Source organism: Pirellulales bacterium, assembly GCA_033762255.1.
Lineage (GTDB): Bacteria > Planctomycetota > Planctomycetia > Pirellulales > JALHPA01 > JANRLT01.
The window spans coordinates 33,185-58,528 of record JANRLT010000072.1 but is presented as its reverse complement, the minus strand read 5'-3'; the positions used below and the strand labels follow the sequence as shown (position 1 = coordinate 58,528).

Below are 25,344 nucleotides of genomic sequence, written 5' to 3'. Positions count from 1 at the left end.
GCCAAAGGTGAAAATTCGCGTTATAACTATCGAGGCAAGTGAGGTATCTTTGGCCTGTTTATATTCTTTCTCACTAACCAACCCAGTTGATCACAGAGGGACGATATGACCACTACCGCTAGGGTCACCAATTTTGGCGCGAATGTCAGCTTTACACCCCAAAGTGTGTATGCCCCCCGGTCCGAGGCGGAGTTGCTGGAAATCATGGCCCGCCACGCCCAATCCCGCTTTCGCGTGGTGGGACGGACTCATGCGTGGAGTCCCCTTATCGAATCCAGCGAGGTCTTGCTGGATTTGCGGCACTTGGATCAGGTAACAGTAGAAGCCAGTGTGACCCAGAATGACAGTATGACCCGGAATGACAGTGTGACCCAGCCGACGGCCTGGGTGGGAGCTGGCTGCCAGATAAAACACATCCTGGAAAAGCTGGCGGCGGCGGGAGATTGGATGCTCCCCGCCCTGGGCCTTATCACCGAGCAAGCCCTGGCGGGAGCCATGTCCACCGGTACGCATGGTTCGGGGCGGCATAGTCTGTCGCATTATGCCCTGGAAGTGCGGATCGCCGGGTTTGACGCCATAACCGGCCAACCGGTCATTCGCACGGTGTCGGACCCGCGCGAATTACGGGCCGCGCGCTGCGCTTTGGGCCTCTTGGGGGTGATTGTCGCGATCAAACTTCCCATCCGCCGCCAATTCCAGGTCGAAGAGTTCTTTTACCGCTATACCGATCTGGAGCAGGTTCTCGCCCAGGAAGCGGAGTATCCGCTGCAACAATTTTACATGGTTCCGTATCGCTGGGATTTTTTTGCCCAGCAACGACGGGAATCGACGTTGCCGCGCTCCTGGTCCGCGCCGCTGTATCGGCTGTTTTGGTCGGTGGGAATGGACCGAATCTTTCATTGGATGCTCATGGCTTGCGGGCGGCGCTATTTGCCGCAGTTTTGCAATTATTGGTTTTTTCGCGCGGTGATGCCTTGCTTGCTGCCGCAAAACTGGCGCGTGGTGGATCGGGCCGATCGGCAGTTGATCATGGAACACGAACTGTACCGCCATATCGAGACCGAGATTTTTGTCACTCGCGGGGATCTGCGCGCCGCGCTGGATGTCACGATCTGGTTGCTAAAGCGATTCAGTGGTGAGCAAGCCAGCGCCCCGGCATGTTGGTCCGAAAATCCCGTCTGCGACGTCATGACAAGCGAAGTTGAAGCAGCGGCGGGGACGTATTTTCAGCATTATGTGATTTGCGTTCGCAAAGTGTTGCCGGATGACACGCTGATCTCGATGGCCGCCGGTACCGAACCGTATTACGCGATCAGTTTAATTAGCTATGAATTGCCGGAGCGACGGGCAGGGTACTTTGAATTTGCCAGAATCTGGGCCACAGCCCTGTACGAGTTATACGCGGGGCGACCGCACTGGGGGAAATACTGTCCCCTTCCCGCGGTCACGCTGAGCCAGCTTTATCCTCGTTGGTCGGAATTTGTGGCAATCGCCAAAAAATACGATCCCCCGGGCCAATTTGCCAATGCTTGGCTGCGAAATTCGCTCAAGGAAATGCCGCATTTGGCGGGTTACGGCGGGGATAATCTTGAAATTTCCACAATCTGAACCAAAATAAAATTTTAGTCTCTGCTAACGGCGGGGAAATTTCCCTCCCTTATGTAACCTGATGATCGATCAAGTCATAAATGATTGACATGCCGCAGTCGGGCGGGATTATTAGGTGTTGTTAGCATACGGGCGCACAGCCCCGTTTCTGTGGCAATCCACGCCTACGCTGTATTTTTTTCCCTTTTGTAAAAACACCGTGCTAATCCGCGCTTGATTTTATGCCAGTACCTTTGCTAAATACTTTGGTTATGCTCCCTACATTTCAAGTGCTCCCTAAATTTCATATGCCCCTTCAATTGCATGTGCCGCGCAGATTTGCGGGTTTTTTCCAGTTCATTTGTCTAACGATTCAGCTTGGTTTTTTATTTATTGTGGCGGTCTCTTTGCCTGAATTGGCCTATGGCCAGGACGCGAATGTCGGCGGCGCATTTTCCGGTACCCCCTTTGTAGGGGGGGAATGGGAAATCACACCCGACAGCGAGGCCGCTCTTGAGCGGGGGCTGGCGTGGCTGGCGCGCAATCAAGGGGCGGAGGGGAACTGGGAATCCAACGATGTCGGCCTGGTCAGTATGGGGGCATTGGCCTTTATGGCGGCGGGGCACGCCCCGGGCCGCGGAAAGTACGGCCCCAACGTCGAACGAGCACTCAATTATGTCATCAAACATGCCAAGCCTTCCGGCCTGCTCAACGCCAGCAACCCCCAGCGCGACATGTATAACCATGGATTGGCGTGCTTTGTGTTGGGCCAGGCGTATGGCATCTCCAACGATCAGCGGATTGGTCCCGTGCTGGAGCGGGCGTTGCGGCTGATTGCCAATACCCAGTGTGGCGACGGGGGATGGGACTACATTGCCAAGCGTCAGGACCGGGGGCATGACCTAAGTTTGGTGGTGATGCAGGCCAAGGCGCTGCGGAGCGCGATGGACAGTGGGTTTGAGGTCTCGCCCGACACCGTGCGGCAGGCGATTTCCTGCGTCCGCGCGCATTATACCCCTCAGAACCGCCAGGGTAACGAAAACGAAGAACGGACCTTGCCGGGGCAGTTTACTTACAATCAGGGTGGGCAGGGGACAATCGCAATGGCGGCCTGCGGCGTGGTTTGCCTCCAAGAATTTGGCCAATATGACGATTGGCGCATTTTTAAGAGCATGGAATTTGTCAACTCCGCGATCAAACGTTCCAACCGCCCCGAAAGTCGCGATGGCGTCATGCCGTTTGACTCTTACACGCTGTATTACGTGGGCCAGGCTCTGTATCAGGTCGGGGGGCAACATTGGCGCGAGGGGTATCCGATCTTGCGGGATCAATTGGTCGCCGCCCAAGTGCATGAGCCGGGGCGAGATGACGATGGCAAATGGCAGGATCGTGGCCGGCAGGGAGAATCCCGCATTGGTGGCAAGCCCGGTGAACTGTACGGGACCAGCGTGGCGTGTTTTATCTTGGCCATTCCCAACCGGTACTTGCCCATCTTGCAAGATGGCAAAATCAGTCAGTTTCAAAAGGGAAATTGAAGTTAACTACAAATTTCGAATTACGAATGGCCTTGTTGACTAATTCGATTTTTCATACTACATCTTGTGCTAGCGTGGCAATTTTTGGTGTGTGCAAGCACAATTAGTGGTAATATTCAACAAGGCCATTACGAATTACAAATTAATACATTTGAGAAAAATAAACCAAATGCCAAGCACTAAATACCAAATTTCAGTAAGCCGCAGAGTCAACGAGGATGCAGGGGTATTTTAGTTCGGGCTTCAGCCCCAAAACCAGGGAACTGTTAATTGAATTTGTTGGTCGAACTGGATGAATCGGGCCGTTGGCCCTTCCGTTTTGTTTTCCTTTAACCCAGGGCGACGCTGCGCTTGCCCTAGGCTGGAATAGGTCGGGCCTTTGGCCCGCATAATGTTGGAAGTTCCCCTACCAAAAACCATACTCCAAATACCAAAAACCATTTCTCCACTCCTCCAAACTCCACTTCTCCAGCCTCCCCTCCTCATCCTCCATGCTAAGTTTTTTGCCAGGATACGCGTGGTTTGCCTTGGGGGGGCTGATTGCCGCCACCGCACCGGTCATTATTCACCTGCTCAATCGCCGCCGGTTCAAGGTGGTCAATTGGGCGGCGATGGATTTTCTGCGCGAGGCCCTGCAGCGGAACCGCAAGATTTTGCACCTGCGCGATATTCTGTTGCTGATCCTGCGCAGCGCGGCCCTGGCTCTGTTTGGGCTGGCGCTGGCGCGGCCTTTCTTTCAACAGTCCGCCACTTCCCTGGCTCCTAATCAACCGCTGCACGTCGCCCTGGTCATCGATAATAGCCTGAGCATGGGTTACCAACAGTCTTTGGGCAAAAGCGTACTGGAGGAAGCCAAGGCCCGAGCCAAGGAATTTATCGAAACCTTGCCGGAAAAGAGTGTGGTGGCGGTGATTCCGTTGTGTGGGTCGGCCACGGGGGCGACGCGGGACTCTTATCGCAACGCCGCCGATGCGGTGGAGGCGATTGATCGGATCGAAGTGGTCGACCGCGCGGGACGCCTCTCGCAGGCGGTTGATCTGGCCCAGGCGACGTTTAGCGGGTCGGAGTTTCCCCCCAGCGCGCGGCTGATCGCGCTGGTCAGCGATAATCAAGCGCGCAATTGGCCTAGTGCGGGTTTGGCGGGCGAATGGCTGGGGAGCGGTGGTGAATCAGCCGCGAGTGTGGCAAATTCCAACGGCGCACAACTGAGCGGCAGTACCGCCAGTGGCAATGTCGCCAATGGCACCGACGCTCTCGGCCAGCAACCACGCATGGTGGTGCTGGATGTCGCCCCGCGCCAAGCCAGCAACACCTGGGTGGCGGATGTGCAGGTACTGGACGGCATTGCGGATGTGCAGACGCCGACGACCATTCTAGCTAGGATTCGGCATGATGGACCAGAACCGCGCGGCGATGTGCAAGTCTCATTAACAATTGATGGCGAAGTACGCGACAGCAAAAAGGTAGACCTTAATCCGGGACAAGAATTGGAAGTCGCGTTCCGCTATCGATTTGAGGCCGCCGACCGCCTGCCGGGGCAGATTGACTATGTGCGGGCCAGCGTGGCTCTGACCCCCGATGCCCTGGCCGCCGATGATCAACGGTATGTGATTATTCCCGTGGTTTCGGAATTGCCCGTGCTGTTTATCGATCAATATGGCAGTCGTAATGAAGATCCCCGGGCGCAGCGCTTTGGCGAGACCTACCCCCTGCGGCGACTCTTGGCACCCAAGCTTTCCGCCAATGACATGTCGCCGCAACTCATCAAGGTGGTGCATCTCTCCCCGGATGAATTGACGCAAGAACTGCTCCAAACCGCCCGCTTGGTGGTGTTGGCGGGGATTGCCAGTCCGGGAGACACGGTGCCGCTCTTACGGGAATATGTGCGGCAAGGAGGGCCGCTGGTGATTGTTGCGGGGGGAAACTTTGATCCGGTCCAGTGGCAAGAAACCGCGTGGCTGGAAGGAGCGGGGATTTTGCCCGCGCCACTCAAGCCCCAGTTTGTGGGCAAACCCGCGGAAGAGATCAGTTCCGCGCGCGACCTGTTTACTATCAATCCCGACTCGCTGGCGCATGCCTATTTTCAGTTTCCCGACATGAGCAAGGCCGATCAACGGCGGTTTTTTACCAGTCCCGGCATGAGCGGCGTTAGTCCGGTGATGTTTCGCCTGGCCGAGGCCGCGCTCGATACCGAAACCCTGGCACAACTGCAAAAGTCAGAGCTTCAGCGAGTCACCTCCGAACAAGAGGAACTGCAAAAAATCTTGGAAAATGAAGCAAAATTATCGGCCAAGGAAAAGCAAGGCCCGCTCTCTGCCACGGAAGTGACCGAGCGCGAAGCGGGCCGCCGCCGCCGCGCCATACTCGAGCCGCGATGGCTAACGTGGCTGCAACGCCCCGCGCTGACCCCGGCGCAACTTGTCGCGCCGGAAAAAATCGTGGCAGCCGAGGCTCCCCGCGCTTTAGCCACCTTGTCCAATGGCCTGCCCCTCATTGTCGAACGCAACATCGGCGCGGGGACGGTCACCTTTGTTAGTACGGGGCTTTCTTCCCGCTGGAGCATGCTCGCCTTGTCGGATGTGTTTGTGGTGTTTGACCGAATGCTGCGCGATAAAATCGACGGCACGCTGCCGCGGCAAAACCTCAGCCAGATCGAACGTATTCGCGTACCGGTGCAGGATAACCTGATGCGGTATTCGGTCCTCCGTCCCGGCTCCTCCGCCGATGACGCCGCGCGGGCCGAGCCCCTTTCGATCGAGGCCTTTGGCCCTGACGAGTACGGCGTCATCGTGCGCAATGTCACAAACCGGGGCATTTATACGGTCCGCGCCCAACGGGGCGCGGGCGGGGGGATGCCCCCTGATTCCGCGGTTGATGCCCCCGCCACCAGCATCCCGTTTGCCGTTAATGGCCCCAGCGACGAATCCGCGCTTGGTTATCTGGGACGCGCCGGCTTTGATAATTGGATCGAGCAGGCTAATAACCCGGCTGCACAGGATACCAGCGCGGCTTCAGCGGGAAGTCCGGCTACCGCCCAGCCTCCCGTCGCCATTCAATGGCTGGAACGGGGGACGCCGGTCAGTTTGTCCGGCGCGCTTGTTTGGGGGCAAAGTTTGTGGTGGTGGCTCACTCTGACGGTGCTGCTGTTTTTGCTGGGGGAAATGCTGCTTTTGGCTTGGCCGCTCTTGACCCGCAAGACATAAGACGGTTGTTGACGTAGAAATGTTGTTCATTTGGCCGACTCCTTTTGACTTTTATTGTTAACCCATGTCCTGGACGGAACTCCTTGGAAAACTGCTCGGTCTGGACCAAGTCCAGTCGATCGACCACCTCAGTGCGTCGTTCGCCGCCGGCTGGGCGCGCGGCACCGGGGCCACGTGGGTGCTATTTGGTTGCTTGGCCGCGATTGCCCTGGCCATTACGTTTTATCTGCGCTGGCAAACGGCCAAGGCCCACGGCCATACCGTGCTCCCCTGGTTTTTGGCCATTGGCCGGGCGATTGTGTTGTGCATTTTGATTTTGCTCTTGGCCGAACCGGTCCTTCGGCTAGAAATGACCCACCGCCCCCAACCGCTGTTATGGGTGCTGTTTGACGGCACGGAAAGCATGGCGATTCGGGACGATTATTCCGACGTCGACCGGGAAAAGCTGGCGGCGGCCACCGGTTGGCAGGCAACGAACAAGCGTGCGACGGACGGAAGTCCGCCGGTAACTTCCGCTAGTAAACAAGGGTCTGACACAAATCCGCCCGTGACCGCCGATAACCAAAATGCCACGGACGCAAATTCAACAACATCTCCCCCCGCCGAGGACACCACGCTCCCCACGCGGCTGGATTATGTCAAGGCGCAACTCAGTTTGCCCGCCGATAAAAACGTCTGGTCCAAGCTGCAAGAAAAATTCCGTTTGCGGGCCTTTGTGCTCGAGGCGGGCGATGGAGTCCGCCCGCTCGATACCAGTACCGACAGCGTCAATTATAATAACGCCGCCGCGGTCGATCCCGCCAAGCTGGCCGCGCAACTCACCAACCGGGGGGAAGTCACCGCGCTGGGCCAGGGGCTAGAGGATCTGGTTCTGAGGCATAGCAGCCAGCAACTGGCGGGCGTGGTGGTCGTGAGTGATTTTGGCCAAAACGCGGGCATTCCCCCCGTCGGTAGTCAGTCCTCACCCGTCAGTCGCCTGGGCCGGCCGATATACACCATTGGAATTGGGCCAGAATCGGCGGTGGATGTCAGCGTGGATTTGCAGGCCCCCCTGGTTATGAAAAAAGGGGAAAGCGAAAGTCTGACGGTCACCATTCGTCAAAACGGCTTGGATGAACAGACCGCCTCGCTCAAGCTGACCGCCAAAAAGATCGCGGGGGACGCCGCGGCTGGTTCGCTGACGGATCGTCCGGCAACCAGCGGTGATGAACTGCTCATTGGCCAGCGGGAAGTTCCGTTAGCGGGGGCCTTGCAAAGCGAAAGTTTTTCATTTCAACCCAATGACACCGGCCATTACCAGTTTACCGCCACGCTCGAGGCGCTCCCCGGCGAGATCGTCAAGCAAAATAACACCGCCCAGCGCGAGGTCAACATTCGGGACGACTTTTTGCGGTTGATGTATGTGGAGCACGAGCCGTCGTGGGAATGGCGATTTATCAAGGAAGTGTTTCACCGAGACAAGTTGGTGGGCCTGCGCGGATTTCGCACGTTTTTGAATTCCGCCGATCCCAAGGTCCGTCAGACCAACGAGCTGTTCTTGCCCAATCTCACGCCCAAGCGGAGCGACTTTTTTGCCAATGACGTGATTTTTTTGGGGGATATGCCGGCGCAGCGACTGCAGGGGGCGGATCGCTTTTGTGAAATGACGCGGGAATTTGTCAGCAAGTTTGGGGGGGGCTTGGTGGTGATTGCCGGGCCGCGATTTGGTCCGGGGCAACTGGCGAATTCGCCGCTGGCGGACATGCTGCCGGTCATTCCCGACCCGCAACAGTCCCGCCCGCGCGACGACCGCGAGTTTACCCTGCAACTGACGCCGCAGGCGTTGCAGTTTGATTTTATGCGCTTAGGGGGCAGCGCCGAGGCCGAGAATAAAAAAGCCTGGGCCAACCTGGGACGCCTGCCATGGTACCAGCCTGTGTTGCGGCCGCATCCGCAGGCGATTGTGCTGGCGGAGCATCCGACGGACCTCTGTGCCGATGGCAAAACGCGGCAACCGCTGATAGCCGTGCGTCCCTATGGCAAGGGGGAGGTCATTTACATCGGCTTTAACGAGACCTGGCGGTTGCGGCGCAAATTTGGCGAGACATACTATCGGCAGTTTTGGGGCCAGATGATTCATCGCCTGGGCTTGAGCCATGCCATCGGCTCGCAAAAGCGGTTTGTGGTGCGGACCGACCGAGACACGTATCAGGCGGAAGAGCAGGTCACCGTCACCGTGGAGGCCTACGACGCCAACTATGAACCGTTGGCCAGCGATAAACTGGCGGAAAAACGCCTCGTGGGCGAAATTTTACTCCCCAGCCGCACTCCTGGCGTAACCACCAACCAGCCACTAGGCATTAGTCAGATACGGGACGGGGTGTTTGAGGCCCGCTTTCCCGTGGCGAATGGAGGAGAGCACCGCGTTCGCGTGCTGGATCCGATCACCCGCGAGTACAACGAAGTCCGCTTTCAGGTAACCAGCTTGTCGGCGGAGCGGCGCAGCGCCGTGCGAAACAAGGCCCTGGAACAAGAAATCACGCTAGCCAGCGGCGGCAAGATGTTCGACCTGACCACGGCAAATGAATTGGCGGATGCCATCACTGCCCCGACCGAGCTTGTCAAAAATGAGCGGATATTTCCCCTCGGAAGCACCTGGCTGTCGTTTGGACTGGTCATCGGCTGGCTGATCGTGGAATGGCTGGTGCGTAAGCTGATTAACCTGGCGTGATGGGGTAATTAGTAATTAAGAATTAAAAATTAAGAATTAATTATTCAGTGTTGTTTGTTTTTCATTCAACCAATGTATTGCTGAATTCGCTTTTTTTATCAACCACCGAACTCGTTCAATCCCCATTCTTCATTCTTCATTCATAATTCTTAATTGCCTCCCATGTCCCAACTCGCACAGCTTCGCCGCCAACTCGAATCCCTTTCGCAAAAGCGACAGGCGATCCGCTGGGGAACCGGCTGGAGCGGGTTTGTGTTGGCTATTTTAGGTATCTTGTTTGTCTTCTTTTGGTTGGATTACTCTCTCCGCCTGACGGTGTTGCAGCGAGTTGTCGCCTGGGGCGTGGCAATCATCGCCAGCGTTTGGGCCTATCGCAAGTACTTGGCCCCGCATTTGCGCCGGGCCGAAACAACCCAAGAAATGGCCCTGTTTGTCGAACGGCAACATCAAATCGATTCGGATTTAATTGCGGCACTGCAATTTGAAGACGCCCCGGCCAAGGATTGGGGCTCCACCCATTTACAGCATGCTGTTGTGGATTATGTAGCGGATTTTGCCAAGGGGCTGAATATTTTTGCCGGTTTGGACCGGCGCGAATTTGTCCGCCGGGCGGGCTGGCTGGCGGCGGTGGTTGTCATATTGGGGGGTCTGGTTTTTTTATATCATGGGCACGCGTGGGCCTTCTTGCAACGCTTGGCTTTTGTCCGGGCGTATTATCCCACGGCGACGCAAATTGTCGGCTGGCAGGTGGGCACCACCACGGTTGACCCGCTCGTGCCGGAAGCGGCAAAAATTCGCAGTCCGTATGCCCAACCGTTGGTGGTGCGCGTGACCGCCGCCGGGGAGCTTCCCCCGGGCGGAAAAATTGTGTTGCGGACCCCCACGGCGACGCGCGATGTCGAGTTAGTCCCCAGCGCGGCGACAGCCTCTTCTAGCGGGCATTCAACCAGTAAGACAGCGGAGACGAATGATGCTATTGAATCCCAGGCTAAAAATTCCGCCAGTGGCAAAACGTATGAGGCCATCATTCCGCAGTTACTAGAGGATGTGCAGTGCGAGATCAGTCTGGGTGACGCGCAGACCGACCCCGCGCTGGTCGGTGTGATCCCGCTCCCTAGTTTGGAACTGCAATTAGCGGTGACCGCCCCTGAATATGTCCGCCAGGCGGGGGGGCAACCGCCAATTGACCCGGGCGTGCGACAAATCGCGGTGGTCGAGGGTTCCTCCGTGGCCATTAATCTGGCTTGTACAAATAAAAAGCTGCGATCGGCCACGTTGACGCTTTTGGAAACGCCAACTAAATCCAATGGGGCAAACGCGGGAACCGACTCGCCGACAACTAACTCGCCGACAACTAACTCCGCCGCGAACAGTTCCTCCCCAATCGTAAATGGCCTGACCGCCAGCGCGCCAGCCGCTGAAGCAGCCGCGAAACCAGCCCCTAGCGAACGGAAAGTTTCCTTGACGCCCCTGAACGAGGAAAAAACCAAATGGGTCTATCGTCCCGCCGCGGGGGATGCCTTGGCGGAAATTCATGACGTGGTGCGATTCAAAATTGACGTGTTGGACGAGGACGAGCTCAGCTCCAGTGGCGAGTTAGAGGGGCTGATCCGCATCAAGCCCGACCGCCCTCCCACCGTGGCCATGTCCGCGGTGGCGCAGCATTGGCTGGCCACGGCCAAACCACAGTTGGATTACCGGGCCACGGATGATTATGGGTTGGGAAAAATTCGCCTGCGGGTGGAAATTCTGCGTACCGCGCAACAGCCCGTGGCCGCCGCCGCTAGCCGGTTTGGCGCGTCGATAGGTGGTTTCAATCGCCGCCCCGACTCGACGTCCTCCAACTCCGACTCGCAGGGGGAGCCGGATAACGACATCACCGCCGCGATCGCCGCCTCGCCCACGCTGTCCGCCCCGGAAACTGCCAATTCAAATTCAACTTCCGCTGCCGACCCCGGCGCCAGCCAATCCAGCGACCCCGCGCTCAACCCGCAGCCGCTGGAAGTGGCTTTGTTTACGCCTCCCCTAACGCGCGAGAGCCTCCCCCTGGCGCGGGCTTTTGAACTTGATTTGACGCCTTATCAACTCAACGTGGGGGATCAGGTCAAGCTGGTCATGGAGGCGATTGACGATCGGGGCACGCTGCCTGGCAAGGTTGCCGCCAGCGATCCGCTTTATTTGCAGATTACCGATGAGAGCGGCGTCTTTGCCGCTTCAGCCGAATATGATGAACGAGCCGCGCGCTTATTGGACACCATCTTAAAGGTGCAAACCGGAGGGAACCCATGAATATTAAATTTGCCTGCATTACCCCGCGGATAGTTTTCTTCTTGTTATCTGGATTGGCTGCCGTCGTTGCGTCCCCACAGATCGCGCCCGCACAGACCTCGCCTGTGGCCAAAAACTCTCCCGCCACGGCAGCCGCGACCAATGGGGAGAATTCCGCCGCAGTGACGCCTGGTTCTGTCAAGGCCAAGCAAGAAGCCCAACAACGGGCCAAGGCCATGGCCCGCGAATTGGTGGGGGGAATCTTGGACATTCAACTCAAGCAACTCGAACAAAACGGCCTGACCAAGCTCGATTTGTTCAAGGACATCCGCTCGATGCGCGAGAACATCGACGGCCTGATTGAAAGCGAAATGCAGGAAGTCGTGCTACTGCTGACCGATGCCTTGAATTCCCAAACGCCGTCGGCCACCCGCACCACCAAATTTACGCAGGCCCGCGATAAAATCCGCGACATTGTGATGCGGTTAGCGGTGGAACGCCAGAATTTGGCCAAACGATTGAAAGTGGCGGAGATCGCCGCGCAGGTCAAACGCTTAATCGAGTTGGAAACCACCGCCCTGAACAATACTGAAAAAACCGAAGCCGCGCCCGACCAACAGCGACTTCCGCTGCAATTGGCGCTGATCCAGGACCAGCGGGATGTTTCCAACCTGTTTGTCACGCTTGTCAATCTGCTGACAACCGTCAGTAAATGGGAAGGGGCCGTTGGCGCGGGGGCGGCCGATGGCATACGCATCCTCCGCGCGGGGCAGGTGGGGGTCGAATTTGACGCCTCGATCCAGCATCTGCAAGTCGCCGCTTGGCCCGCCGCCAAGAAAAGCGAACAACACATCCTCAAGGGGCTGCGCGCTCTGCTCGATAAAATTCAGGAAACCCAAGGGTTGATTGGCACCGATCGCGAGGCCATGCTGCAATTTGTCCGCGAAATGATCGAAAAGCAAGAAAAGCTGCGCGAACTGGCCAAGGACAGCCAACTCGATCAGCCCGACGTGGCGGGCAAGCTCAGCCAGGAACAATTTGAACTGCATAAAGAGTTAGGCCAGTTGACCCAGGCTTTGGCCGAACTTCCCAGCGCCGAGCCATACCTCGAACAGGCCAAAACCGCCGCATTAGAAAGCGCGGCCAAACTCTTGGAATCAAACCAGCCCCTGGCCGACCAGGAACAGGGCAAAGTCCTGGGCAATCTGGCGGAGATCGAACAGCAGTTACGTTCGGCGATTGAGGCCGATCGCACGGACCGCTCGGCGGAGGACCTGGCCCGGCAACTGGCAGTGCTCGAGTCCGCTAAAAATCAGGTAAATGCCGCCCGCGAGCAACAAAAAGCGGCGCAAAAAGATATCCTCCAAAAAGCCGCCGCCCAAGCAAAGGATGAACTGCAAAGCGCGGCGGAGCAACTGGCCGCTGCGGCCGCCGCGACGGATGTCCCGCCGCCGGTCGATGCCAGACTAGAGCAAGCGGCCGAAGCGGCGAAGGATGCCCTTGCCGCCGCCGAGAAAGCCGCCGCCGCCCAGGCCACCGCGCCCGATCAACCAGCCACCGCTGAACAAAACAACCAGGCCAAACAGGCCAATGCAGCCGCCAATGACGCGCTCGAGCGAGCCGCCGCGGAGATCGCCGCGGCGATCAATGACACCAAACGCGCGCAATTGGGCGTGGAGATTGGCGAACTTGCCCGCGCCGCCGAGGCGCTCGAACGGGCCGCCGCCGCCGAACGGGAAATCGCCAATCAAGCGGCCGATTCCGCAAAGGAAGACGGCCTGGCGCCGCACGCGGCCAATGACCTGGCTGGTCAACAAAATGACATTCAACAAATTGCCGAAAAAACCGCCGCTGGCGTCAAGGCTGCCGCCCCCAACGCCGCGCAAACCCTAGACGCGGCCCAGCCCGCCCTGGCCGAAGCCGCCGCCGCGCTCAAGGAAGCCCAAACCGCCGCTAAGGCCGCGGATATGGCAAACAATACGGATCAGGCCAATCCCACTGACGCCAATACCGCAACAAAAAATAACTCGGCGGCCCAGCAGGCCGCCGCCAAGACCGCCGCCGCCGCAAATAATGCCGCCGAAAAGCTCACCCAGGCCGCGGCGGAACTGCGCAAGGAGATCGCCAACTCGGCCAAACAGCTCTCCGCCGAGGCGGACAGACAACTGGCCGAAGTCGCCCAGGCCCAGGCCGCGGTCGATAACGTGCAAAGCCAACAGACGGAATCACTGGCGGATCGATTGGCGCAGTTGGACACTGCGGCAGATCACATCGCGCAGGCGCAGGTCGCGCAGCAGAACGCCGCTGGCCATCCCGCTGCGGCTCAAAAAGCCGACCTGGCCCGTAAAATCGCCCAAGCCCAAAAAGCCCAAGCGGGAGCCAACCAAGCCGCACAAGACCTGGCTATGGGAAAGGCGGACACACCTTTTGATGCCGCCACCGCGCAACAAGCCGCGGCCGACCAAGCTGGCGAACTAGCAAAAGCGGCCGGTGCCGATGCCGCGCAGCAACCCATTGCCCAGGAATTGGCCAATGCCGCGGCCGCCGGCCAGCAAGCCGCCAAAGAAACCGTGGGCAATAATCCCGCGGCCGCCGCCGCCGCGCGGGAACAGGCCAACGCCGCGTTGAATAAAGCCGGGGAATTGGCCAAAGCCGCCGCGCGGGATGCCGCCAACGAAGCCGCCAAGCAACCACCGGGCAAGGCGGACGTCGCCGCGCAGGATCAAGTAACCCAGCAGGCCGCCGCGGCGCAGGCCGCCGCGTCCCAGGATGCTCCGCAAGCCGCGGCCAAGCTGGGCCAGGCTCAGGCGGATTCCCAAAAAGCGGCCCAAGCCGCGCAAGCGAGTGACGCCGCACAAACCCAAGCAGCGCAGCAAGCCACCGCGCAGGAACTGAATCAGGCCGCGGCGGATGTCGCCACTGCCAAGGAACAGTTGGCCGCGCAACAAGCGACCGATGCCCAAAAGCAGGTTGCTCCCCTGGGGAGTGCCGCTGAACAAACGGCCAATGTGGATCCCGGTGCGCGGGCGGCTTTAAAGGATGCTCAATCCGCAGCGCGGGAAGCCGCCGCCGAGTCTCACGCAACTCCCGAAAAAGCCGCCGCGAATGCGGCTGCAAAAGAGCGGGCCATCGAGCGGGCCGCGGCAAATTTGGCCGCCCGCGAACAGCGGATCGAACGGGACAAGGCAATTGCCGAATCCCTCGCCAAATTGGCCGAGACGCAGCAAACCGCCCGGGACGAAATTGTAAAAGCGGCCGAGCAATTAACCGCCGCGACACAGTCCGCCGCCAGTGAATCCGCGGCAAGCGAGTCAGCCGCCAGTGACGCCGCCAACCAAGAAGCAAACGGCCAACCAATGGGGAGCGGCCAACCAATGGGGAGCGGCCAACCAATGGGGAGCGGTCAACCAATGGGGAGCGGTCAACCAATGGGGAGTGCTCCCGCTGGTAATAATGCTCCCACACCAGCGCAGTTAGCCGCCGCCGCACAACTGGCCAACGCCCAGAACCAATTCGCGCAAGCGCAATCCGCCACGGGTCAAGGGGCCGAGCAAATTTCTGGCCAGGCCGAAGTGGCCAACCAGCCGATCCGCGAGGCATTGCAACTCGCCTCTCAACTACCGATCAACGGGGGTGAACCCGCGGCCGCACCCGGCAGTCAGCCCCAATCTTCTGGCATGGGCCAAGGTCAAGGTGAAGGTCAGGGCATGGGTGAAGGCCAAGGCATGGGGCAGGGCATGGGGCAAGGCCAAGGTATGGGCATGGGTGAAGGTCAGGGAATGGGGCAGGGGCAAGGGATGGGGCAGGGCATGGGACAAGGCCAAGGGATGGGCCAGGGCATGGGGCAGGGGCAAGGCTCTGCGCCGCTAGGGACCGGTTTTGTGCCTAATTCCCCCCAGGCGACGGCCGCCGCCATTGCCGGTTCCCAGGCCACCGCCCAGGCTAGTGCCGTCGCGCAGGCCGCGGCAGCCAGCGGCATGGGCCAGGGAATGGGGCAGGGTCAAGGCATGGGTCAAGGTCAAGGCATGGAACAGGGTTCGCAGCCGGGGACACAACCTGGAAATAGCCAACAGGCTAGTAGCGGTCCGACCAGTGCCGCTGGCAGCGCGGGGGGCTCATCCAAAGGAGGGAGCGAAGCTCAGAATACGGCGGTGCCTCCGGGTGATTTGCAATTGACCAAGCCCAAGGCCGCAGACAGCCGCACCGCAACCGAAGGGCCCCGCGATGTGGCCAATGCCACCCTGCAAAACAAAGAAAACGCCTGGTTTGCCAAGCTTCCACCGGAATTGCGCAACGCCATTCGCGGCAATGTCAAGGGAACCGCTCCCCGCGGCTACGAGGAACGCTTGCGGCGCTACTATGAGAACGTGGAATAGTTTCATTCAATTAAGAATTAAAAATTAGGAATTAAGAATTGGAATACATCACTCCAACACAGCTCGTTGCTCCATTCTCCGTCATTCCTTTATTACTCCAAACTTCAAACTCCATTCCTCCAACTTCCAACACCCATGACTGACCAACTTGCCATACCCCCCGCCGATGTCGCCGCCGTGCAGAGATGTGAAAAAGCTTACAACACCATCAAGGACGAATTGTCCAAGGTAATCGTGGGCCAGCAGGATGTCATCGAACAGGTCTTGGTCGCCGTCTTTGCCCGCGGCCACGCCTTGTTAGAGGGCGTTCCCGGTCTGGCCAAAACGCTCCTCATTAGCTCCTTGGCGCAGTCGCTGCATTTATCGTTCAAGCGGATTCAGTTCACGCCCGATCTGATGCCCAGCGACATCACCGGAACCGAAGTGATCCAAGAAGACCTGCAGTCGGGGCAGCGGGCGTACAAATTTTTGCCCGGGCCCCTGTTTGCCAATCTGATCCTGGCGGATGAAATCAACCGCACTCCGCCCAAGACGCAGGCCGCCATGCTAGAGGCGATGCAAGAACGGCAAATCTCCGCCGGGGGCCAGGTGCACAAGCTTCCCTCGCCGTTTTTTGTGCTGGCCACGCAAAACCCGCTCGAGCAGGAAGGGACGTATCCCCTGCCCGAGGCGCAGCTCGACCGCTTTTTGTTGTATATCAAGGTCGATTATCCCAGCGCGGCGGAGGAATGGGACGTTGCCCGCCGGGTCACTAGCGGCGGCCAGGGAGAAATTCGCCCTGTCCTGTCCGGCGAGGAAATTCTGGATCTTCAAAAACTGGTCACCCGCGTGCCGGTCAGTGATCAAGTGCTGGGCTATGCCTGGGCGTTGGTCCGGGCCACGCGCCCCGGCCAATCGGAAGCGCCGGACTTTGTCAACAAATGGGCCGGCTGGGGGGCGGGACCCCGCGGCGTGCTAACCCTTGTCACCGCGGCCAAGGCGCGGGCGATTTTGTACGGGCGTTATCATGCGACCTTGGGTGACGTGCAGGCCGTGGCCAAGCCGGCCCTGCGGCACCGGATTGCGTGCAATTACGCGGCCCAGGCGGCGTCGATCAATAGCGAAAAGCTGATCGAGATGCTATTAGAGAAAATCCCGGCGGATAAGAAGTACGAGCGCCCCGCGGCGTGAGTCGGGTGGAGATGGGAGGTGAGAGACGGGAGATGGTTAGCCGCGACGCGCAGCGGAGCGTGCAAGCTAGAGACGAACTGGGTGGCGGGACAAAACTCGTTCTTGCCTTCTGGTACGTAATAAGCATATCCAAGCACGAAGCAGGGCGCTGGGGAGCAGGGTGGCAGGGATGCGTAGGAGCTTAGGAAAATTTAACTAACACCATTACATCACCCCCATTCTTCATTCATAATTCTTCATTCTTAATTGGTCCCTATGCAGTCCCTCCTTAATCGCTATCTCGATCCGGCCGTTCTCGCCCAGGTGGCCGACCGGCATTTTGAGCCGCGGCAGTTGGTGCTGGGCAATCTGGCCGGCGCGCACAAATCGCCGCTCGCCGGTTTTGCGGTGGAATTCGCCGGTCATCGCGAGTACGCACCGGGGGACGATCCCAAGCATATCGACTGGCGGGTGTACTTTACCCGCGACAAGTACTTCATCAAACAGTACGAGATGGAGACCAACTTTGTCGCGCATCTGCTGTTGGACGTGAGCGCGTCGATGCGCTACGGCGCCGACGAACAACAAAAGCTGGCCTATGCCGCCAAGATGCTTGTTTCGCTGGGGTATTCCATTGTCAAGCAAAGCGACAAGGTCGCGCTGGCCACGTTTGACACGCAAATCCGCGGCGTCATTCCCCCCAGTAACAGCATGTCGCAAATTCTGCGCATGACAGAACATCTGGATAAAATCCAACCCGTCGAAAAGACCAGCCTGACCGAATGCCTGTCGGAGCTGACCGGGCGCATGGGCCGGCGGCAAATTATCATGATCTTTAGCGACTTTTTGACGGATCTGAGCGGGTTGGAATCCGCCCTGCAGCAAATGCGCTACAACAAGCACGAAGTGATCCTCTTTCAAACATTGCATCACGACGAACTGGAATTCGACTTTGAGGGGATGGTAAAGTTCGTCGGCCTGGAAATCACCGAGGAAATCCTGACCCAACCGGACGAACTGCGCCGCGGCTACTTGCAGGCCCTGCGCAAATTCCAGGATAACTTGGCCGAAATTTGCTACCGCAACCGCGTGGAGCATGTCGTGGTCGACACCAGCCGCCCCATGGCCGAGGTCCTAGCGGACTATCTGAACCAACGCAGCCTATTGGCAATGAGCCGATAACTCAGCCCGCCGCGTCAGCCAGGGACTAAGCCCGCCGCGTCAGCAAGGGACAAGGGGATAGGGGGCAGGGGCGAGGGGATAGGGGGCAGGGAAAAGCGGTTAGGGGTGAGTACCTCAGCCCGCCGCGTCAGCCAGGGATTACATGCATTTTATCACTGAGCCACGGAGGGAAATCATGAGCGGCACGGAGAAGAAATAGAACGTTGATGAACGCGGTTAGGGGGGTTGGCACCGACTAGCAAGTTCTACCAGGCCAACGGGGAATCATACATTCTGGGTCAACAGTATTTAAATCCTGTCGGCCAACGGCCCAACCTATTCCAGCCGTGCATATTAGAATTGTAGCAAGCGCAGCGTCCCCCTAGGTTTACGGAATGCCAAAAATGAAAGGGCCAAAGGCCCGATTCAACGACTGATAGCTGGCTGGCAGAATCCAGCAGTAGGTTGGGACCAGCCGCGAATAGTACGGCAATCTCCCAATCGATTTTCGGCGCAGTCCCAACAGCGTTCGTCAGAGTGGTGGGACAGCGCGGGCAATCTTCTAAAATATGGCAACAGCCTTGGCAGTTCAGCCCAACCTGATGAGGCCACTTCAACACGGGTTAACATAAACCTAGAATAGCGGTTTCTCAGATATCCGCTTTTTTATTTTCCTACCCCCCCATGCTGCGTCAGACGCGTCATTTTTTGGAATTGATCCGCTTTAGCCACACGGTCTTTGCCCTGCCGTTCGCGCTTTTGGCGGCGGTCATGGCCTGGGGATTGGGCGGGGGGGATCATTCCAGCTTAGGCTTAAAAGCTCCTGGTGAAGTCAGCTGGAACTTAGGGCAAGTTCCGCTACCAGATGAACGGAACTTTGTGCAAGTTCCGCTACCAGAGGGCGTATTCTGGTGGCAACTGCTGGGCATTCTAGTCTGCATGGTCACCGCCCGCAGCGCGGCGATGGCGTTTAATCGGCTGGTCGATCGCGATGTGGACGCGGCCAATCCCCGCACGCGGGGGCGGCACCTGCCGGCGGGCCTACTGAGCGTTCCAGCCGTGGTTCTGTTTATCCTGCTTTCAGCTGCGGGGTTTGTGGCGGGGACCTTGCTATTTTTGCCAAATTGGCTCCCCTTGGCTTTGTCGCTGCCCGTCCTGATGTTTTTGTGCGGTTACAGCTACGCCAAGCGGTTCACCGCGCTCGCCCATTATTGGTTGGGGGCGGCCTTGATGCTGGCCCCCATCTGCGCCTGGATCGCCATTCGGGGGACTGTGCTGCTTAGTAACCCAGCGGATATTCTCCCCGCAGTGCTACTAGGCGCTGCGGTTTGCGCTTGGGTGGGAGGGTTTGACATTATCTATGCTTGCCAAGATGCGGACTTTGACCGAGCGACGGGGTTAAGCAGCCTCCCCGCGCGCTTGGGTGTGGCGGCAGCGTTGCGTTTGGCGGCGTTCAGCCATGCCGTAACCGTGCTGCTCTTGGCGTTATTACCCTTGGTCTATCCCGCCTTTGGCTGGATTTATGGCCTGACCGTGGCGGGTATCGCGGGCCTCTTGATTTACGAACATGCCCTGGTCCGACCGACCGACTTATCTCGAGTCAATCAGGCGTTTTTCTCTGTTAATGCCGTGATAGGGCTGGTACTGTTGGTCCTGGGTAGCATCGATGTTTGGTGGTAAGTCCCGCCGTGGATTTGACTTATGTCACAAATACGATTCCCTCCCCGTTACAGAATTCGCTGGCTTGCGGTAATATCTTTGTAAGGATTTTAGCCAAGTTTGAACTAGTTAATTCCGGCAGGCCGTAGGCACATTTTTACTTTCACAATTAAATCATGACCCCCAAATTTGCGGACATTCGAAAGAAAGTACTCGCCCACGAGCGGCTGACCCTGGAGGACGGGGTTTATCTGTACTCGCCCGAAGTGCATCTGAATGACGTGGGTGAATTGGCCAATCTGGTCCGCCGGCGGAAGAACGGCAACGCCGCGTATTACAACATTAATACGCACTTAAACGCGACCAATGTCTGCGTGTACCGCTGCATCTTTTGCGCGTTCCGGGCCGACCTGCGCGACCCACGGGGCTACGTTATGAGCGATGAGCAAATCTTGGCCCGGGGGCGGGAGGCCGTGGAAAATGGTTGTACCGAGATGCACATAGTCGGCGGGCTGCATCACATGAAGGGGTTTGATTGGTATTTAAACACCATCAAAATTCTGCATGAGAATTATCCAGCATTGCATCTCAAGGGGTGGACCGCGGTCGAGATCAATTGGTTTACACACCTTACAAAATGGCCCGTGCGAAAAATCCTGGAGGAATTGTGCGCGGCCGGTCTGGGGAGTCTCCCCGGTGGCGGAGCGGAAATTTTTCATCCCGAAGTGCGCGACATCATTTGCGAGCATAAATCCGACGCCACCAATTGGCTGGAGATTCACCGCACTGCCCACGAATTGGGCCTGCGTTCCAATGCGACCATGCTATACGGCCACATCGAGAACGCCTACCACCGGATTGATCATCTGTTGCGTCTGCGAGATTTGCAGGACCAAACGGGCGGCTTTCAAACGTTCATCCCGTTGGCATTTCACCCCGAAAATACCAAGCTGAGCCACATCAAAAAGCCCTCCGCGCTCATGGACCTGCGCACGATGGCCATCAGCCGGCTGATGCTGGACAACTTTGACCATGTCAAGGCTTACTGGATCATGCTGGGGATCCCCACGGCGCAGCTAGCCCTCAGCTATGGGGCGGATGACATTGACGGAACCGTGCGGCATGAGCTGATCTATCATGACGCCGGGGCGGACACGCCTGAAATCCTCAGCGTGGAACAAATCCGCCGCCTGATAAAGGAGACCGGCCACGAACCAATCGAGCGGGACACGTTGTATCACCGGGTAGAACGGGACGGGAACACGTGGCAGGCTGGGGAGCAAATTACCACGCTAGCGACAGCCAGCACCCTTTAAAACATTCTAAAGTTTTCCAAGAATTTGGATTCAATTCATCATTCTTCATTCATAATTCTTCATTCCACTCACGGTCTTTCCTCCCCCCGAATCCACGGCGCGTCTTCTCCTTCAAATTCCTGGTCGTAGGCGGTTCCCCGGTCGCGGGCGGCCAGTTCGGCGGGGTTTTCGCGGGCCAGACGCTCCGTTTCCGCGGCTTCCTCGGCTAGGAGCCGTTCGTACAGGCCTCGGCCCCACAGCAGGTAACTGAGCAAGATTCCCCCGACCAAAAAAACTAACAGCGATGACACGACGATGGCCAATTGCAGGTCAAATAGCGATAAAAAGCCGAAAAACAACGCCCAACTGGCCATGGCCAGCATGACAAACGCCAGCGAAGTGCCGCAACCGGATTTTGGCGGGCTGGACGAAGGCGAGACGCGCGGCTTATCGGGCATCCGGGGAAGTTCAGGCATGGGGAGATCGGGATAATGGAAGATGGGGTTGTTTGTATTGTATACAAAGCGGGGGCAGGGGTGGAGGCTGGATGGGTGGAGTAGTGGAGTAGGCATATATCCTTGCTAACGCTGCGGGCTGAAATACTCACCCCTCACCCCTATCCACTCACCCCTTCCCAGACTAACGCGGCGGGCTAGCCAGATAGGTGATGATTTCTCCTGCAATGTCCACATGGCATGCTTGTGCCAGGCCGCGCCAGCCCGGGACGGCGTTAACCTCGATGACGTACAATTGGCCATTGTCCGCTGTTAACAGATCGACGCCGGCGATTTCCGCTCCCACGGCGGCGGCTGCCCGATATGCCAAATCGATCCAGGCTTCGGGAAGTTCGCACGGCTCGGCAGCGCCCCCCCGACTGATATTGCTGCGCCAATCGTGCGCGTTGTGGCGGCGGATGGCCCAGTGCCGCTGGCCGATGATGAGGATGCGATAATCGCCCCCCTGATGGGGCAAAAATTCTTGCAAATACAACACGCCCCCGAGTTGTGATTGCAATTGAAACGCCCGCTCCGCCAGGTCCGCATCGGTCAGGCGGGCGATACCGCGTCCCTCGGACCCAAAGAGCGGTTTGAGAACGACATCGCGTCCCAAATCGTCAAAACCACGCAGGGCCTCCGCCACGGTCTGTGCGACCCAGGTGCGCGGGATGGGCAGCCCCGCCGCGGCCAGCCGTGCGGAGGTGAGAAATTTATCGATTGCCGTTTCGAGCGCGCGGGGGGGATTGACGATAATGCGTCCCTGCCGGGCCAGTTCGCCCAGGAGGTCCATGCGGAGGACAATCTGCTCGAGGGACCCGGCGGGCATCGATCGAACCAGAAGCGCGTCAAAATCGAGCAGGGAATTTTCGCCAGAAAATATCTGAGATTTAACCGCTTCTCGCATTCCTCCCGCGTCCCCCGTCCCGCGACCCGCGTCTCTCTCCACTCCCCCCTGCCCCCTAGCCCCTAACCCCTGACCCCGCATTTCCCCCACGACCCGCAACTCGCGACCCGCGTCCCGCACACCGCCCAGCCAGCCTCCGCACAGTTGCCGATATGAAAGCGGAATCAGCGTGTGTCGTTCCGCCGCCGCGCGGAGCAGATCACGAAAGTACCAACTGTCGGGCGTGGCTAAAACGGCAATCTGCATGGTTTATTAACTATTTTGCATCCAAATTCACGCTATTCGTATCACAACGACACAACTAAAGCTGGTTAAGATCTTGAATCGGGCCGTTGGCCCTACCGATGGTGTTCAACTCTTGACCTAGGGCGACGCTGCGCTTGCCCTAGGCTGGGATGGGTTGGGCCTTTGGCCCACGGGATAATTGCCGTTGGCTCACGGGGTGATCCGTGGTCGGGAGTGGCTGGCGATGTAAGCTTGCGACCGCAATTCAACGTTGATCGCCAGTCACTTCCTTCCACCTCATGAATAACCAAGGGGCGCGGGACTCTTCCGCAAAGGTGCTTGATTGCCATAGACGCGTTCACCGCGTCAGACTCACAACCCCGCGATAGTTTCACAATGGACCGCCAAAGAACGATTCTTGCAACACCGCGGGATTCAACTTGCCGTATTGAAATGTTCGTCCCGTGGCCAAATTATGAAATGTCACCACCGCCGGGCTAAACAGGTGGGGATCAATTTGGTAAAAGTCCCCTTGATAGCGCTCAAAGATCGCTTGAAAGGGCTGGCCATAGTCATCGCTCGCCTGGCTGGGGGTCTGGGGACCGTATTCCGCCAACAGGTCGTCTTCGCAGCGGACATACAGGGTAACTTCGCCACCGTATAAGATCGCGTCATTTGTCCGCCCGATAGCAGCCAGATCGTCTTTTCCTGGCGGAGGAAGCGGCGACACGCCATAACCGCTAATAACCTTGCTAACGTCAAACCCCAACTCTAGTAATTTATGCAACGCGGTTTCGACGGATCGAGCCACGATTTGCACCCCCCCCGCTAAACTGGCCGTGGGGGCGGCCAACAGGGTCACGCCCGGCGTCGTCACCTGGCAATCCTCGGCAATTTTGGCAATCAACTCGGGCGGTGGAAAACCGCGGGCTTCGAGAATGCCCACTACGCTGGTCGCTTGCTCCCGTTCCCAGCCAAATTTGGCAAACAACGGTTCCTTTATCGCGGCCAGACGGAACGGACCGGACCCCATGGCAAAGTACTTATCCTGAGCGAGCTTCCAACCGGCATATTGACTGGCCAGGCAGGCGACCAGCGGCCAGTCGGTTTGAACTTGAACCGCGGGACCGGATGATAACTCCGCCCGTGCTGGAACGATCCGCACATCTCCTAGCGTGGCCAGGCAAATTTCGGCCAGGCAACGCCCCGCTTCGAGACCCCCGGCGCATTGATTGCCCAAGTCAATCAGCCGCGCGCCGGTGTCGGGGCAAGTCGTTGCCTGCAGATTTAACTGCCGCTGCTGGGCTAAGAGCAAATCGACAAACTCGTCCGTGTTGGCGTTAAGTTCAAAATCGGCGGGTGCGACCGGCGGCATGTGATTAACCTTGATATTCTCGCGTGCGCGAGGACTTTGAGTTGGTAGATTCAATTACATGCCCCGGTCGTTTGATCCATGCGGGACACAGGCCCGGCCTATCCCAGCCTTGGCCGATTTCACAGTTAAAGCTTTGAATTAGGCAGATCAGCCGCTGGGCTTTAACCCACGGTTTTTGCCACTCTTTCTGTCGGCATTGTTTTATATTGAGCGCGGATCACAGCCGTCCCACGGGGGTTTCCGCCCGAAGTTGTTCGATCATCTCGAGAGTGGCCGCTTCCACCGCGGTTTGCCAGCGCGCCTCGCCGTATTTTTCGGCATAAGGGGCATTCTTGTAGGCAAAAATAATCCCCCGCGAGTTATTTACCACCGCCCCCAAACCCTGCTCGTCAAAACCGCTGGTCACGGCGGCGGCGGTGCCCCCTTGGGCTCCATAACCGGGAATCAAGATCCAGGTGTGTGGCATCAATGCCCGCAGTTCGGCAAGTTGTTCGGGGTAGGTTGCCCCGACGACCGCTCCGCAACATCCATATCCTGTGGCGTCAGCGGTTTTGGCGGATTGTTTCTCCACCCAGGCGGCGACATGCTCGTATATTTTTTTACCGTTGGCTACCAGGTCCTGAAACATGCCTCCGCCGGGGTTGCTAGTCTTTACCAGCACGAAAATTCCACAATCATTTTGGATAGCCACGTCTAAAAAAGGAGTCAAACTATCTTCCCCCAGGTAAGGGCTAACGGTGAGCGCGTGGGCATCCCAGGGGTAATGCTGCGGCGCGCGCTGAAGGTCTTTTTGCCCGGTATCTGCGGACTGCGGATTTATCGTGGAAAGATACGAGGGACGCAAATAAGCCGCGGCATAGGCGGCGGCGGTGGTGCCAATATCGTTGCGTTTTCCATCCAAAATCACGATGAGTTTGCGTCCCCGCGCCGCCGTGATGACATTGCCCAGGGCTACCATTCCCGCGGGGCCTAATTCCTCAAAGAATGCCGCTTGGGGTTTGACCACGGGGACCAGCGGCGCGACCACATCCAACACGCCCAAGCAGAACTGTTCGTAGGCCGCGGCCATCCCCTGCAAATCACCGGACTGAACGGAGCCGCGTAGCTGGGAAGGGAGGGAATCCCAGCGTGGGTCGAGGCCGACCACGACGGGGTTTCCTTTTTGGCGGATCGCGTTGGTTAAATAGGTGGAAAACACGTACCCACTGTTGGGAAAATGTTAAAGAAAGTCAAGTGGCGGAGTGGGAAAGCCTTTTTGCCCATGGAGAGGGGCGGAATTGCCAGTCGGCGGGTGGCGAGCCCAAAACGCCGGAAAAATAGGGCCTGAACCGGGATTTACGGGCTTGTTTGTGATTGTGAGGGGCCGGTAAAGGTGTTAAACTTATGGGTCTCTGTTCAAT

The 25,344-nt window shown here is 58.2% G+C and carries 14 protein-coding genes; 10 read left to right on the top strand and 4 right to left on the bottom strand.

The features are described from left to right. The first annotated feature begins 105 nt into the window (after positions 1–105). The 10 genes from SFX18_20275 to mqnE all read left to right on the top strand — a co-directional run bounded on the left by SFX18_20275 (position 106) and on the right by mqnE (position 20,964). On the top strand, positions 106–1,608 hold the full coding sequence (locus tag SFX18_20275) for a D-arabinono-1,4-lactone oxidase (protein ID MDX1965494.1): 1,503 nt from the start codon (positions 106–108) through the stop codon (positions 1,606–1,608). Positions 1,609–1,982: 374 nt separating this feature from the next. Continuing rightward, complete coding sequence (locus SFX18_20270) at positions 1,983–3,122, top strand: squalene--hopene cyclase (protein MDX1965493.1); 1,140 nt, start codon at positions 1,983–1,985, stop codon at positions 3,120–3,122. A 491-nt stretch (positions 3,123–3,613) separates the two neighbouring features. Further along, positions 3,614–6,325: a BatA domain-containing protein gene (locus tag SFX18_20265; GenBank protein MDX1965492.1), complete on the top strand. Its 2,712-nt coding sequence runs from the start codon at positions 3,614–3,616 to the stop codon at positions 6,323–6,325. 64 nt (positions 6,326–6,389) lie between these two features. Continuing rightward, positions 6,390–9,035, top strand: a complete 2,646-nt coding sequence (locus SFX18_20260; protein MDX1965491.1) for a hypothetical protein — start codon at positions 6,390–6,392, stop codon at positions 9,033–9,035. Between the two features lie 162 nt (positions 9,036–9,197). Continuing rightward, positions 9,198–11,324: a hypothetical protein gene (locus tag SFX18_20255; GenBank protein ID MDX1965490.1), complete on the top strand. Its 2,127-nt coding sequence runs from the start codon at positions 9,198–9,200 to the stop codon at positions 11,322–11,324. Next, positions 11,321–15,679: a hypothetical protein gene (locus SFX18_20250; GenBank protein ID MDX1965489.1), complete on the top strand. Its 4,359-nt coding sequence runs from the start codon at positions 11,321–11,323 to the stop codon at positions 15,677–15,679. Before SFX18_20255 ends, SFX18_20250 begins: the two co-directional genes overlap by 4 nt. Positions 15,680–15,814: 135 nt before the next feature. Further along, a complete protein-coding gene (locus SFX18_20245) occupies positions 15,815–16,849 on the top strand; it encodes a MoxR family ATPase (protein MDX1965488.1) in 1,035 nt (344 codons plus the stop codon). Positions 16,850–17,104: 255 nt separating this feature from the next. Beyond that, positions 17,105–18,010, top strand: a complete 906-nt coding sequence (locus SFX18_20240; GenBank protein MDX1965487.1) for a DUF58 domain-containing protein — start codon at positions 17,105–17,107, stop codon at positions 18,008–18,010. A gap of 663 nt (positions 18,011–18,673) precedes the next feature. After that, complete coding sequence (locus SFX18_20235; GenBank protein ID MDX1965486.1) at positions 18,674–19,669, top strand: UbiA-like polyprenyltransferase; 996 nt, start codon at positions 18,674–18,676, stop codon at positions 19,667–19,669. Positions 19,670–19,824: 155 nt separating this feature from the next. Then, on the top strand, positions 19,825–20,964 hold the full coding sequence (gene mqnE / locus SFX18_20230) for an aminofutalosine synthase MqnE (GenBank protein ID MDX1965485.1): 1,140 nt from the start codon (positions 19,825–19,827) through the stop codon (positions 20,962–20,964). 68 nt (positions 20,965–21,032) lie between these two features. Here the strand turns inward: mqnE and SFX18_20225 are convergent, their stop codons facing one another. The 4 genes from SFX18_20225 to pyrF form a co-directional block, all read right to left on the bottom strand. Further along, positions 21,033–21,419, bottom strand: a complete 387-nt coding sequence (locus tag SFX18_20225; GenBank protein ID MDX1965484.1) for a hypothetical protein — start codon at positions 21,417–21,419, stop codon at positions 21,033–21,035. A 163-nt stretch (positions 21,420–21,582) separates the two neighbouring features. Then, positions 21,583–22,590: a RimK family alpha-L-glutamate ligase gene (locus tag SFX18_20220; GenBank protein MDX1965483.1), complete on the bottom strand. Its 1,008-nt coding sequence runs from the start codon at positions 22,588–22,590 to the stop codon at positions 21,583–21,585. Between the two features lie 370 nt (positions 22,591–22,960). Next, positions 22,961–23,944, bottom strand: a complete 984-nt coding sequence (gene mch / locus SFX18_20215; protein MDX1965482.1) for a methenyltetrahydromethanopterin cyclohydrolase — start codon at positions 23,942–23,944, stop codon at positions 22,961–22,963. Between the two features lie 217 nt (positions 23,945–24,161). Then, positions 24,162–25,142, bottom strand: coding sequence for an orotidine-5'-phosphate decarboxylase (gene pyrF, locus SFX18_20210; protein MDX1965481.1), 981 nt, complete (start codon positions 25,140–25,142; stop codon positions 24,162–24,164). Positions 25,143–25,344: the final 202 nt, after the last annotated feature.

What these genes read in the sequence shown, in the direction of transcription:
- SFX18_20275 (MDX1965494.1), top strand. Translation starts at nt 106, where the DNA reads ATGACCACTACCGCTAGGGTCACCAATTTTGGCGCGAATGTCAGCTTT.
- SFX18_20265 (MDX1965492.1), top strand. Translation starts at nt 3,614, where the DNA reads ATGCTAAGTTTTTTGCCAGGATACGCGTGGTTTGCCTTGGGGGGGCTG.
- SFX18_20260 (MDX1965491.1), top strand. Translation starts at nt 6,390, where the DNA reads ATGTCCTGGACGGAACTCCTTGGAAAACTGCTCGGTCTGGACCAAGTC.
- SFX18_20255 (MDX1965490.1), top strand. Translation starts at nt 9,198, where the DNA reads ATGTCCCAACTCGCACAGCTTCGCCGCCAACTCGAATCCCTTTCGCAA.
- SFX18_20250 (MDX1965489.1), top strand. Translation starts at nt 11,321, where the DNA reads ATGAATATTAAATTTGCCTGCATTACCCCGCGGATAGTTTTCTTCTTG.
- SFX18_20245 (MDX1965488.1), top strand. Translation starts at nt 15,815, where the DNA reads ATGACTGACCAACTTGCCATACCCCCCGCCGATGTCGCCGCCGTGCAG.
- SFX18_20240 (MDX1965487.1), top strand. Translation starts at nt 17,105, where the DNA reads ATGCAGTCCCTCCTTAATCGCTATCTCGATCCGGCCGTTCTCGCCCAG.
- SFX18_20235 (MDX1965486.1), top strand. Translation starts at nt 18,674, where the DNA reads ATGCTGCGTCAGACGCGTCATTTTTTGGAATTGATCCGCTTTAGCCAC.
- mqnE (MDX1965485.1), top strand. Translation starts at nt 19,825, where the DNA reads ATGACCCCCAAATTTGCGGACATTCGAAAGAAAGTACTCGCCCACGAG.
- SFX18_20225 (MDX1965484.1), bottom strand. Translation starts at nt 21,419, where the DNA reads ATGCCTGAACTTCCCCGGATGCCCGATAAGCCGCGCGTCTCGCCTTCG.
- SFX18_20220 (MDX1965483.1), bottom strand. Translation starts at nt 22,590, where the DNA reads ATGCAGATTGCCGTTTTAGCCACGCCCGACAGTTGGTACTTTCGTGAT.
- mch (MDX1965482.1), bottom strand. Translation starts at nt 23,944, where the DNA reads ATGCCGCCGGTCGCACCCGCCGATTTTGAACTTAACGCCAACACGGAC.